16 protein-coding genes are annotated in these 12385 nt (G+C 42.4%); 9 read left to right on the top strand and 7 right to left on the bottom strand.

The features are described 5' to 3' along the window. Positions 1 to 58: 58 nt before the first annotated feature. Positions 59 to 715 carry an amino acid ABC transporter permease gene (locus tag ACFRAK_RS18850; protein WP_061461716.1) on the top strand — a complete coding sequence of 219 codons (657 nt, stop codon included), beginning with the start codon at positions 59 to 61 and terminating at the stop codon, positions 713 to 715. After that, positions 712 to 1434, top strand: coding sequence for an amino acid ABC transporter ATP-binding protein (locus ACFRAK_RS18845; RefSeq protein ID WP_387604548.1), 723 nt, complete (start codon positions 712 to 714; stop codon positions 1432 to 1434). The genes ACFRAK_RS18850 and ACFRAK_RS18845 overlap by 4 nt, the downstream gene beginning before the upstream one ends. Positions 1435 to 1505: 71 nt before the next feature. Here the strand turns inward: ACFRAK_RS18845 and ACFRAK_RS18840 are convergent, their stop codons facing one another. From ACFRAK_RS18840 to ACFRAK_RS18830, 3 genes are all read right to left on the bottom strand, one after another. Next, positions 1506 to 1877: a hypothetical protein gene (locus ACFRAK_RS18840; RefSeq protein ID WP_260287910.1), complete on the bottom strand. Its 372-nt coding sequence runs from the start codon at positions 1875 to 1877 to the stop codon at positions 1506 to 1508. Positions 1878 to 2039: 162 nt separating this feature from the next. Further along, entirely contained in the window at positions 2040 to 2921 is an 882-nt protein-coding gene (gene cidR / locus ACFRAK_RS18835) for a cidABC operon transcriptional activator CidR (protein WP_387604546.1), read from the bottom strand. A 167-nt stretch (positions 2922 to 3088) separates the two neighbouring features. Continuing rightward, the gene (locus ACFRAK_RS18830; protein WP_387604544.1) at positions 3089 to 3514 is read right to left on the bottom strand and encodes a universal stress protein; all 426 of its coding nucleotides are present in this window, start codon (positions 3512 to 3514) and stop codon (positions 3089 to 3091) included. Positions 3515 to 3678: 164 nt separating this feature from the next. Here ACFRAK_RS18830 and ACFRAK_RS18825 point away from each other — a divergent pair, with 164 nt between their 5' ends. The 5 genes from ACFRAK_RS18825 (at position 3679) to ACFRAK_RS18805 (ending at position 9033) form a co-directional block, all read left to right on the top strand. Continuing rightward, positions 3679 to 4080, top strand: coding sequence for a MerR family transcriptional regulator (locus ACFRAK_RS18825; protein ID WP_192207864.1), 402 nt, complete (start codon positions 3679 to 3681; stop codon positions 4078 to 4080). 68 nt (positions 4081 to 4148) lie between these two features. Continuing rightward, entirely contained in the window at positions 4149 to 4916 is a 768-nt protein-coding gene (locus ACFRAK_RS18820; RefSeq protein WP_387604540.1) for a 3-hydroxyacyl-CoA dehydrogenase, read from the top strand. Positions 4917 to 4995: 79 nt separating this feature from the next. After that, on the top strand, positions 4996 to 6141 hold the full coding sequence (locus tag ACFRAK_RS18815; protein ID WP_387705067.1) for an acyl-CoA dehydrogenase family protein: 1146 nt from the start codon (positions 4996 to 4998) through the stop codon (positions 6139 to 6141). 27 nt (positions 6142 to 6168) lie between these two features. Beyond that, the gene (locus tag ACFRAK_RS18810) at positions 6169 to 7341 is read left to right on the top strand and encodes a thiolase family protein (RefSeq protein WP_394572236.1); all 1173 of its coding nucleotides are present in this window, start codon (positions 6169 to 6171) and stop codon (positions 7339 to 7341) included. 111 nt (positions 7342 to 7452) lie between these two features. Next, the gene (locus tag ACFRAK_RS18805) at positions 7453 to 9033 is read left to right on the top strand and encodes a fatty acid--CoA ligase (protein WP_394572235.1); all 1581 of its coding nucleotides are present in this window, start codon (positions 7453 to 7455) and stop codon (positions 9031 to 9033) included. Between the two features lie 406 nt (positions 9034 to 9439). Here ACFRAK_RS18805 and ACFRAK_RS18800 read toward each other — a convergent pair whose 3' ends face one another. From ACFRAK_RS18800 to ACFRAK_RS18790, 3 genes are all read right to left on the bottom strand, one after another. Continuing rightward, positions 9440 to 9622 carry a YfhD family protein gene (locus ACFRAK_RS18800; protein ID WP_260287920.1) on the bottom strand — a complete coding sequence of 61 codons (183 nt, stop codon included), beginning with the start codon at positions 9620 to 9622 and terminating at the stop codon, positions 9440 to 9442. 108 nt (positions 9623 to 9730) lie between these two features. Further along, positions 9731 to 9868, bottom strand: a complete 138-nt coding sequence (locus ACFRAK_RS18795; RefSeq protein ID WP_387705071.1) for a YfhE family protein — start codon at positions 9866 to 9868, stop codon at positions 9731 to 9733. A 38-nt stretch (positions 9869 to 9906) separates the two neighbouring features. Continuing rightward, the gene (locus ACFRAK_RS18790) at positions 9907 to 10827 is read right to left on the bottom strand and encodes a TIGR01777 family oxidoreductase (RefSeq protein ID WP_387604638.1); all 921 of its coding nucleotides are present in this window, start codon (positions 10825 to 10827) and stop codon (positions 9907 to 9909) included. Positions 10828 to 10952: 125 nt separating this feature from the next. Between ACFRAK_RS18790 and recX the strand changes: the two genes are divergently transcribed. Continuing rightward, positions 10953 to 11750: a recombination regulator RecX gene (gene recX / locus ACFRAK_RS18785; protein WP_387604531.1), complete on the top strand. Its 798-nt coding sequence runs from the start codon at positions 10953 to 10955 to the stop codon at positions 11748 to 11750. Positions 11751 to 11825: 75 nt separating this feature from the next. Then, complete coding sequence (locus ACFRAK_RS18780; RefSeq protein WP_034305394.1) at positions 11826 to 12137, top strand: YfhH family protein; 312 nt, start codon at positions 11826 to 11828, stop codon at positions 12135 to 12137. Positions 12138 to 12180: 43 nt separating this feature from the next. Here ACFRAK_RS18780 and ACFRAK_RS18775 read toward each other — a convergent pair whose 3' ends face one another. After that, positions 12181 to 12336, bottom strand: a complete 156-nt coding sequence (locus tag ACFRAK_RS18775; RefSeq protein WP_034305387.1) for a small, acid-soluble spore protein K — start codon at positions 12334 to 12336, stop codon at positions 12181 to 12183. Between the last annotated feature and the right edge of the window lie 49 nt (positions 12337 to 12385).

The raw sequence follows: 12385 nt of genomic DNA, 5'->3' as shown, positions 1-12385 counted from the left end.
ATTGCGTAACTTTACGTGTGAAGTTACGCAGTTTTTTTGGCCTTAGGAGGGAAACAATATGAGTTTTCGCTGGGATATTATTTTTGAATATGCTCCTTTCTTATTAAAAGGAACGTTGCTTACAATAGGGCTGTCGGTTTCCTCCATCCTCATCGGAACTTTTTTGGGGTTATTGATCGGTTTAGGGAAAATCATGAGAAACAAAGTGCTTGCCTTTCCATTTTACTGTTATGTCACGGTTTTTCGCGGAACACCGCTTTTAGTTCAAATCTTTTTAATCCATTTTGGAATTGTGCCCTTTTTTACTGGGGAAACGAATGCAGTAACTGCCGGTGTCATTGCTTTATCTTTAAATGCAGCCGCATACATTGCCGAAATTTTCCGGGCGGGCATTCAATCCATCGATAAAGGGCAAATGGAAGGGGCGCGTTCATTGGGAATGACCCATACCCAAACAATGATACATGTTGTATTGCCCCAAGCTTTCAAACGAATGATTCCTCCGTTAGGAAATGAATTCATCGTATTATTGAAGGATTCATCCCTGCTTTGTGTCATTGCTGCCCCGGAATTGATGTATTGGGGGAAAGCGATGGGGAGTCAGTACTTTAAAGTGTGGGAGCCATACTTGGCGTGTGCCTTCATCTATTTATTCCTGACCCTCATTTTAAGTTTCGTATTAAATAGACTCGAAAGAAGGTTGAAAACAGAATGATCAAGGTGGAGAATCTAAAGAAGTCATTTGGCGAAAATGAGGTATTGAAAAATATCAATGCAATCGTTTCCCCTCGGGAAGTAGTCGTGGTGATTGGTCCTTCTGGGTCGGGTAAATCCACATTCCTCAGGTGTATCAATCAACTTGAAACGATAACGGGAGGCCATATTTTCATTGAAGGGCTTGATACGACAGACAAGAAGGTCAATATCAATAAAGTCCGGACGGAAGTTGGCATGGTATTTCAGCATTTTAACTTATTTCCACATAAGACTGTTCTTGAAAATATAATGCTTGCGCCTATAAAGGTCCGCAAAATATCCAAAGAACAGGCTTCCCAAAGAGGGATGGAACTGCTTAAGAAAGTGGGACTTGCCGAGAAAGCGAAGGCATATCCGGATTCATTATCGGGGGGACAAAAGCAACGTGTCGCAATTGCCAGGGCGTTGGCGATGGAGCCCAAAATCATGCTATTCGACGAGCCGACTTCCGCTCTAGATCCGGAAATGGTCGGTGAAGTTCTTGAGGTCATGAAGCAACTGGCTAAGGAAGGCATGACCATGGTAGTTGTGACCCATGAGATGGGGTTTGCAAAAGAAGTTGGAGATCGCGTGATTTTCATGGACGAAGGTTATATTATTGAAGAAAATATTCCAAGTGAGATTTTTAATAATCCCCAACAGGAAAGAACTAAAGCCTTTTTGAGTAAAGTGCTTTAATTACACGTAAAGAAAAAAACCTTCCATTAAGGGAGGTTTTTTTTCGGAGCATATCAGGATATCAGGGGGCTTCATTTGATGTATGAAGCTCCTAAAAGCGATTCAGGGCTTTTACCGAGCACGAGCATACTGATTTTGGCATATCCAATATTTTTAATTTGGGAGAAGGTCTGAAGTAATACCTGGATATTCGGATCATCCTTTAACTTTTGAACTTCCTCTATATATAATCCGATAACGGAGGGCATAACGAATTCAGGGGTATATTCGTTTGGGTTTTCTTCCATGATTAATGTGCCCATAAATTGATATTTAAATTGAAGAGCCCGTGTTAAGGCAACGACATGGAGCAGTTTATTAAATAGTTCGGGGTAAGAATATTTAATTTTCTCCAGAGCTGCTTCTGTTGCCTGTAACTCATCGACACTAGATAAAGTGATCATGAATATCTCCTTTTTAGAATATATTGGATCCATCAGCATTTACCGTGCATTTTACTTATACTAGTCTACCCTCGCCGTAACGCCTTGTAAAATGGTTAGATGTTATCATGTGCATAACTCAAATCTATGATAGTGCTTACATCAATCATGCTAGATAATTCACTACTTTTGAGATAGCGCTTCCCTCGTATATTTCAGCCATTCTTTTGCAGCGTATGAAAGGTAATGGTCCTTACTCCATATAAATCCTAAATTCCAACTGATGGAGGGGTTTTTAACCTTGATTGTCTTTACGCGCTCATCATGGCGGCATAAACCTTCCGGTAATAGAGCAACGCCAAGTTTACAGTAGACCATTTCCTCAATAAAATCCCAGCGTGAGCTTTCAGTAACAATATGTGGAGAAAAACCAGCTTCATTACAGGATGAAATGATGAGATCTCGGAGGACGTAATCTTTATTGAATAAGATGAAAGATTCGTTTTCCAGGTCGGCCAAATCGATTTCTTCCTTACATGCATGCGGATGGGTGGGATGAACAATCAAGTTGATGTCTTCTTCCAAAAAAGCAAAATGATGAAAAAGTGCGGTGTTGGTTGGCAGGACTATTACTCCTATATCAATTAAGTCATTTTGGACGGATTCTTCTATTTTCTTTGAACCATCCTCTACTAATTGAAAGGTAATATTGGGATAGTCCTCGTGAAAACGGCTAAGAATCCGGGGGAAGAAAGAAGCGTCGATGATCGGCGGCAGCCCGATGCGTATATGTCCCTTTTTTAAACCTAATAAATTGTCCATTTCCGTTTCTAAATTGTGAAAGGCCTTATCAATCAATTTTGCCTGCTCTAAGACAACCCTGCCTGCATCGGTCAAGATCAGTTGCTTGCGTGAACGATCAAAAAGCTCAACACCTAGCTCGGTTTCCAGGTTTTTAATCATCTTGCTGATTGTCGGCTGGGTAATGAATAAATGGTCGGCAGCACGAGTGAAGCTATTGAAATTAGTTACTTCTATAAAGTATTGCAAATGTTTAATATCCATTGCGTCACCTGTTATCCTCGTTTAAAATTAGTTTCATTTTACCCGTAAACGGAAGTGTTTGTAAAACATAGTAAGCTTTACTTGGTTTTCATGCACGTATAAATAAGCTGGATTCCCAAGGGGAACCCAGCTTATGAAAAGACTGGCAATAATATCCGCCGTAAATTTTATTTGACCAACAAGACGGGCACTGGGGAACGTTGAACGATGTAGTGGCTTACACTGCCAAGGAATTCCTTGAAACCGCTCAATCCGCGGCTGCCCATGATGATAAGGTCACAATTCTGGGATTTTGCATGTTCCAATAAAGTCGTGATGGCTGAGCCCTCTACGACAAATGTTTGGGATGCATTCGGGATTTCGGATAAAAGCGCTTCCGCTTTTTTAACCACTTCCTTGCCATACTTGAGCATGGATTCTTCAATTTCCTGAAATGCATTGCCATATATATTTGATTTGATTGGCAATGTTACAGCGTGAAGCACTTGGATTTCCACAGCGGGATCCAGCTTCGCTAATTCAATCGCTTTTTCTAAAGATTTAAGTGCCAATTCAGATTCATCATAAGCAACTAATATCCTTGAACATAGCATTGATCGATCATTCCCTTCATTTAATTAATATACCTATAGTATATCAATTTAAATCTTTCATATAGTTTCATATATTATAAATTTTGTGAATATTTATTGAAGTTTACGTTTACGTCAATGTTAGAATAAAGGTAAATAATCCCTTTGCAAAGTGTGGTTTTAACATGTACACCATTTCTGAGTTAGCAAAAGAATTCGGATTGACGACAAGGACCCTCCGTTATTATGAGGAACTGGGTATGCTTAGGCCAAAGCGTACCGAAACGGGAAAAAGAGTTTATGGAAAGAAAGAATATGCACAGCTCAAAATCATAATGCGCGGTAAGAAGTATGGTTTTTCGTTAGTGGAAATAAAGGATATAGTCCTTTTATTCGATAAGGATAGGACAGGCATTAAGCAATTGGAAAAAACGATTGAAACTGCAGGACAGAAATTAAACGAAATTAATGAACGCATTAAAGAGCTGGATGGATTAAAGCAAGATTTTGAACAGGTAATCAAAGGATTTACCGAAACCCTTCATGACTTGAAAGTGAACGATAAAACAGGCAAGCGGTGTAATTAATCTTGAAAATAGGTTTTGATGATAGGAAGAGATGAATATATATTCTAGAAAACAAATGGGGTGGGAATTTGGAAATTCAAGAAACCATTGCAGTTGTGACAGGCGGGGCTTCTGGTCTGGGAGCTGCAACAGTAAGAAACATCATTAAAAAAGGTGGAAAAGCGGTCATATTTGACCTCTCGGAAGAAAACGGCGCTAAAATGGTGCAGGAATTGGGAGATTCAGTGCTGTTTATTAAAACGGATGTAACCAGTGAAGAAAGCGTATCGGTAGCATTGGATGAAGGAATGAAAAAATTCGGGAGCATCAATACGGTCATCAACTGTGCAGGCATTGCGATTGCAGAGAAGGTCATAGGCAGAAAAGGTATACACGAATTGAAAGCGTTCTCAAATGTCGTGCAGATCAATTTGATCGGTACGTTTAACGTAATCCGGCTTGCGGTTGAAAAAATGGTCGAAAATGAACCGAACCAAGAGGGGGAGCGTGGGGTCATTATCAATACAGCTTCGGTAGCTGCCTTTGAAGGACAAATCGGACAAGCCGCATATAGTGCCTCTAAGGGGGGGATTGCTGCCATGACTCTCCCGATTGCAAGGGAGCTTGCCACCAAAGGGATACGTGTCGTATCGATTGCACCCGGACTATTCCATACTCCGATGTTCGATTCATTGCCTGAAGAAGCCAGGATGTCATTAGGTAAAACCGTGCCATTCCCACCAAGGCTCGGGTATCCCGAAGAGTACGCCAAACTAACGGAAAGCATCATAACGAATCCAATGCTGAATGGGGAAACCATCAGGCTTGATGGGGCCATTAGAATGGCACCCAGGTAAGTTGTTAATTCCTTCAGGGAAATCCATTGTAAACTGGAAAAAGAGCCTCCGGCAAGGAAATGGAGAGGAGAGAAAACAGATGAAGCATCCATACCTAAGTGAAGATCATGAAATTTTCCGTAAGTCATTCCGAAAGTTTTTAGAGAAAGAAGCAGTTCCCAACTATGAACGATGGGAAGAAGAGAGAATCATTCCCCGGTCATTTTGGGTGAAAATGGGGGAACAGGGTTTTTTATGTCCAGACCTTGGAGAAGATTATGGGGGTTCCGGGGTAGATTGGGGCTTTGCTGTCATAATTAATGAGGAATTGGAAAGAGTCGGTTCTGGTTTCATTGGTTTCGGACTTCACAGTGACATCACCGTTCCGTATATTTCCGCATACGGAAATGAGTCGCAGAAACGGCGCTGGCTTCCTAAATGCACGACAGGGGAAATCATTACAGCCATTGCCATGACAGAGCCTGGCACGGGTTCAGATTTGGCCAATATTAAAACGACTGCCATTTTGGATGGAGATCATTACATATTAAATGGCCAAAAGACATTCATCACAAATGGCATTCATTCGGATTTGGTCATCGTTGCCTGTAAAACGGATCCAAGTGCCGTTCCGAAACATAAAGGCGTTAGCTTAGTCGTGGTCGAAAGGGATACACCCGGGTTTTCCAGGGGGAGAAAACTGAAGAAACTTGGCTTGCACAGTCAGGATACAGCAGAACTCATCTTCGAGGATTGCCGTGTTCCAAAGGAAAACCTGCTTGGTGAAGAAGGCAAGGGGTTTACTTACTTAATGGAAAAATTGCAGCAGGAACGCCTTGTGGTGGCGATTTGTGCTCAAACTGCATCTGAGGATATGCTGGCCGATACGATTGAGTACGTGAAGGGCAGGGAAGCTTTTGGAAAATCCGTAAGTCAGTTTCAAAATACCCAATTCAAAATGGCGGAAATGGCAACGGAAATCAAAATGGGGCGTGCCTTCCTAGATCAATTGATCGCCAAACATATGGCTGGTGAACAGGTTGTAAATGAAGTTTCGATGGCAAAATGGCGTTTGACGGAGACTGCCCGAAAAATATCCATTGAATGCATGCAGCTCCATGGCGGCTATGGATATATGGAGGAATACAAGATTGCCAGAAGGTATCGGGATGTTCCCGTAGCAAGCATCTATGCCGGGACAAATGAAATCATGAAGAAAATCATCGCCAAGAATCTGGGTCTATAATAAAACGATGAGAAGGGGAGAGAGTATATGCGGGAAGTGGTTATCATTGAAGGGATACGCACGCCAGTTGGCAGAAGGAACGGTGTCTTGAAAGACGTTCGCCCTGATGATCTGGCAGGGGAAGTAATGAAGAAGCTGATTGAAAAGGCGGGCATCGATCCAGCTATTGTCGATGATGTCATTTTAGGTTGCGTTTCACAGTCGGGCGAACAGGCCGGTGATATAGCAAGGGTTGCTGCACTGATTGCTGGATTTCCAATTGAAGTGCCGGGAACGACGATTGACCGTCAATGCGGATCAAGTCAGCAGGCAGTCCATTTCGCTTCCCAGGCCATCTTGTCAGGTGATATGGATGTGGTAGTGGCCGGTGGTGTGGAGAACATGTCACGAGTTCCCATGGGGTCTAATTATCAAGGTGCTGGAACAAGTCAAAAGTATATGGACTCGTATGAGGTGATCAACCAAGGTTTGTCAGCTGAGAGAATCGCCGATAAGTGGGGAATAACACGGGAAGATTGTGATCAGTTTTCCGTTGAGAGCCATGCCAAGGCAATACGCGCTCAAAAAGAAGGGCATTTTAACCGTGAAATGATATCAATAACGGGTACTGATAATGAAGGAAATCTAATCGAAGTTACGGAAGATCAAGGCCCAAGGGATGGAACCACGCTTGAAGTGCTTGCTGGATTGAAACCGGTTTTTCAGGAAGGCGGTTTAATCCATGCAGGGAACTCCAGTCAAATCAGTGATGGTGCTGCCGTTTTATTATTGGTGGAACGCAGTAAAGCCGAAGAACTTGGATTGAAACCGCGCTTTAAAGTGCATACACGGGTTGTTGTCGGGTCAGATCCCACCCTGATGCTTACGGGACCGATTCCCGCCACCAAAAAAGCCTTGGAAAAAGCAGGTCTTACAATTGATGATATCGATATCTTTGAAGTGAATGAGGCTTTCGCTCCTGTACCGATTGCCTGGCTAAAAGAAACGGGGGCAGACCCCCAAAAGCTGAATCCAAATGGCGGGGCGATTGCCCTGGGTCACCCTCTTGGCGGAAGCGGGGCCAGATTGATGGTGTCGATGATCCATGAGTTAGAAAGGACGGGCGGCCGTTATGGGCTGCAAACAATGTGTGAAGGCCACGGCATGGCAAATGCAACCATCATTGAAAGATTGAGCGGAAGCCGGACTATCGATTTATGAACATTCGTAATTCGCACGAAAGTAAAAGCTGAAAAAGGGATGAAGCCGACCATCGGCAGGATTTGCCTGAACTCTGCCTGTTGATGGTGGTTACTTGAGGAGGAACATGATATGTCAGTAACGATTAAAAATATCTTTGATCATACGGTTCAGAAATTTCCCATTAAAGAAGCTATCTACGACGTGAGAAGAAATATCCGCTATACGTACATTCAATGGAATGAGCAGGTGAATAGATTGGCGGCGGCCCTCCAAGCGGAAGGGGTGCGAAAAGGGGACAGGGTCTCTACGTACCTTTACAACAATGAAGAGCTTGCAACAGCATTCTTTGCCTGTGCAAAAATCGGCGCAATCTTTAATCCGATCAACTTCCGATTAATGCCGGAAGAGTTGGCCTTCATCTTGAACGACGCTGCTCCAAAGGTCGTTTTATTCGAACACGAACTGGAAACGAACGTTGCCGCGATTGAAAAGCGATTTCCGGAAACGGCTTTTTGGTATATTGATGATAATGTGCCTGGATATGCAAAAGGTTACCGCCAGAAAATGGCAAGTATCTCATCAAAGCCAGATGAAGTGGACGTTCACGAAGATGATATCTATGCCATCATGTATACGAGCGGGACAACCGGATGTCCAAAAGGGGTCATTCACCTTCATAAAGACATGGTCAAACAAGCCGAGATTCTAATTGAGGCCATGAAGTATGAACGCTCTGATATCGGTTTGATCACTGCACCGATGTTTCATTGTGCCGAATTGCACTGTTCCTTTTTACCTCGCATACAGGTCGGTGCCGCAAATGTCATATTACATCAGTTTAATCCCAAAAAGGTCATGGAACTGATTGAATCGGAAGGGATCACCAAGTTTTTTGCTGCACCTACGATGTGGAACATGCTCCTCCAGGAAAAATTGGATGAGTACAAATTCCAGAGTTTGAGGCTTGGGCTTTATGGGGCAGCCCCGATGGCTCCAACACTTGTACGTGCCTGTCAGGAGAAACTCGGCATCCAGTTCATCCAAGCTTATGGAATGACTGAAATGGGTCCCGCGATCACTCTCCTATTGGAGGAAGACCAAATTAGGAAAGCAGGTTCTGCCGGCAAGGCATGTTCCGATCATGAAATAATCATTGCCCGTCCGAATGACGAAGGGCCATCGGATCCCGAGGATATGCTGGAACCTGGGGAAACAGGGGAAATTCTTGTGAAGGGTCCGTGTATCATGCAGGGGTATTTTCAAAAAGATAGAGAGACCGAAAAGGCGCTTTACAAAGGCTGGTACCATTCCGGTGACATCGGTTTCCTGGATGAAGACGGATATCTGTGGGTCAAGGACCGGGTGGACGACATGATTATTTCTGGAGGGGAAAATATTTATCCACGTGAAGTGGAAGATACACTATATGAGCATCATGGAGTTCTCGACTGTGCAGTACTTGGTCAGCCGGATGATCAATGGGGGGAAACGGTGACGGCCTTCATCGTAGCCAAAGACCCTTCGCTAGCGGAAAACGATTTAGAAGCCTGGTGTAAAAACAGTGTTACGCTAGCGAACTATAAACGTCCAAGAAGATATATTTTCTGTAATGAGCTGCCTCGTAACGCCAGCGGGAAGATACAAAAGTTCATGCTTCGTAAACAGTTAGAAGAAAACATTAATGGAGAAAGTTTGGGGACCTTTCTTTAATGCCGGGGTCAGTAGCGGATGCAACCACTGACAAGTTAGGGGGGAGTCATTTAGAATTGCTTGGCATGCGATCATACTTGGAAGGAAGAAATTTAATAAAGAGCGTAACAATTATGGATGAAAGATTATATAAATAATAACCCTGTGGAACAAATCAAGTAGAGAGAATAGTTATCCACAACAAAGATACAGCGTGGGTAGCATAACATTCCATCTATCCACATAATCCACAGGGTTATCCATAAATAACATTATTTTCATGTTGATAAAGTGTGTTATTGTACTTATTGTTTGTCAGTATTTTCAGAATATATCCACAATATACACAGGTATGTGGATAAGCTATGTAAATAAAGAAAACACAAGGGGCTGATTTACAACCCCTTGGTTTGATTTATCATGCTTATTAACGGCGATTATGAGCACGGCGGTCAGCTGCATTTGCCCGGGCTTGTGCCTTGATGTCTTCCTGGTCAGCCAGTTCGGAAGAATATTCAACGTCAAGTCCGTCACTCTTCAGGTTTTTAGGAACTTGAGGAAGTTTTTGTTTGTTCTTATCTCGATTATGGTGTATGCCATTTCGTCCCATGTTAGCGCCCCCTAGAATATAAAATAAGCTGGAGATGAATTCACTAATCATCTCCAGCTTATTTTGTGTTGGGTGGCTATTCAAAATGTACGGGAAAAAACTCCAAACTTAACGACGGGATTTCTTCTCGGTATAACCGCCAGCACGATCCGCTTTTTTAAATTCACGAGCATAAAGAATCGCTTGGGTACTAGTTAAGTTACTTTTCTCTTTATCGTGTTTTTTGAGCAATTTGATCATCTCCATTTCACTTAATATCCCTATTTTTTCCTAAAATGACCCTTTCATACGTGAGAATCTTCATTCAAGATATTTTGTAAAGCTTCTTTAAGGATTGGAAAGGAGAAAGTGAATCCTTCGTCTTTAAGTTTAGTGGGAAGGACATTTTGTCCTTCAAGCACAAGTATGCTCATTTCCCCCAGCAGTTTTTTGAGGAAGAAGGGAGGTACGGGTAACCAATGTGGCCGGTGCAGGATAGCTCCTATCGTTTTCCCGAATGTATCCATCTGAACGGGGTTCGGCGCCGTAAAATTGACTGGACCATCTATCCGCTGATCATTCATGCAAAAGATGATTGCCCGGACCACGTCATGGATATGAATCCAGGAAAGCCACTGATTCCCTTTGCCCATCTTTCCTCCGCCGAATAGTTTATAGGGAAGGACCATCATTGGCAGTGCGCCACCTTTTTCTCCAAGAATCACCCCAAATCTTGTTAGGACCAATCTATTACTGTAAGAGCGTGATTTAGCTGCTTCCTTTTCCCATAGTTGAACAGTACGGGCCAGGAAATCATCACCAACGGATCCAGAGGTTTCGGTAAAGGTCTCATCGTCCGAAATACCATAATATCCGACTGCACTTGCATTAATGATGACGGACAATTTATCGGGCAGCATGGAGATGATCCGGTTCATCTCTTTGGAAGCTTCGACCCGGCTTTCGACAATCCGGCGTTTTCGTTCAGGTGTCCAACGCCCGCTGTTAAGGGATTCACCAGCAAGGTTAATGAAAACATCTAGCCCCGCCAAGTGCTTTTCCGGCTGTGCCTCCTTGGTCAACCATCCAATATATGTCAAATTAGTCTGTTTTTTAAATTTTTTGGGATGACGGGTCAAAATATATATATCATGATTTTCTTTTGATAATTCATCAATAAGGGCTGTGCCGACAAAACCGCTTCCACCAGCAATGGCTATTTTCATGAAAACCACTTCCTTTCCCTTTCTTTCCTTCACTTTAACATGTCCATGTTCTTTTTTCATTTTTAGACATGCTATATATAGAAATGGTAAACGTAAAGGGGTAAAGTAGTGGTGGGGGTGGATTTATGCCAAACATAACAAAAATAACAACCCAAAAGAAACGTAAAGATCGTTATAACATTTTCGTTGACGAAAAATATGCCTTCAGTGTAGATGAAGAAGTGCTAATGAAATTTCATTTGAAAAAGGGTATGGAACTTGATGACCTGCTTTTGGCAGAAATACAATTCCATGATGAAATCCAAAAAGCATTTACCGATGCACTTAATTATTTATCATACCGAATGCGCTCGGAATCGGAAATTCGCCTTTATTTAAAAAAGAAGGAGACGGAAGAGCCGATCATTAAAGAAGCGATACATAAACTATACAGTTTTAACTATTTAGATGACCTTGAATTTTCCAAGGCTTACGTACGGACCCATGTGAATGGAGGCAATAAAGGGCCCACTACCCTTAAGCTCGAGCTTAAGGAAAAAGGGGTGCAAGAAAAGTTGGTTATCGAGGCATTGAAGGAATACCCCTATGATATTCAGATTGAACATGCAAGGAAACTTGCTGGAAAAGCGGTCAAAAAGGAAAAAAACATTTCCGAACGAGCTTTAAGGTTGAAAGTTGAACAAACCTTGTTACGGAAAGGTTTCCCTAGAGATGTCATCCATGAAGCACTTGAAGATGTGACGGTTGAAAAGGATGAAGATGAACAATGGGATTCTCTTTGCCACCATGCCGAAAAAATGCAACGCCGATATAAAAACCATGAAGGCTTCGAATATGAACAAAAAATTAAGCAGGCATTATACCGAAAAGGTTTTCCAATAGAATTGATTGACCGTTTTCTTTCCAATTCAGATGCGGATTAAGTGCATCGATAGCCAAATCACTAAATTTTGTTTAATATAGAAGTAAATTAATATTTCATTTAAGGAGTCATATATATGAGTGACGTAAGATACAGCAAGTTGTCCGCCTATGAACTACAACAGGAAATTGCAGCGTTGACAGAAAAAGCGAGAAAAGCAGAGCAATTGGGAATGGTTAATGAATACTCTGTATTGGAACGAAAAGTGACGATGGCCAAGGCCTATTTGTTAAATCCGGATGATTTCAAAAAAGGTGAAATATATCAAATTGACGGAGATCCCGGGGTCTATTTCAAAATTGATTATATGAACGGCGTATTCGCCTGGGGTTACCGCTTAGGTGGTAGCGGTAAGGAAGAAGCACTTCCGATTTCAATGCTGAAATAAAAAAGGAATCGAGGAAGAAACCCGATTCCTTCTGGTGTACGAGTTAATTCGATCGCTCGTTTGATGCTTTCATTCTTTCTTGAGGGTGTGTATTAATACTGCCATCTGCACGCTTTGAAGCATATCTTGCCTTTGCACGAGGCTCGCCTTGGAATTTATTATTGTTTTGGTTGGGGAATCCTTTTTGTTTATTTCGCAAATTTTTCTCCTCCAAGCATCAGATTAAAGAAAGAAGCGTTTCCGCTTAC

It is taken from the genome of Peribacillus sp. NPDC056705, assembly GCF_043656335.1.
The sequence above is the reverse complement of the archived record's forward strand: the minus strand, read 5'-3'. Positions and strand labels throughout refer to the sequence as shown.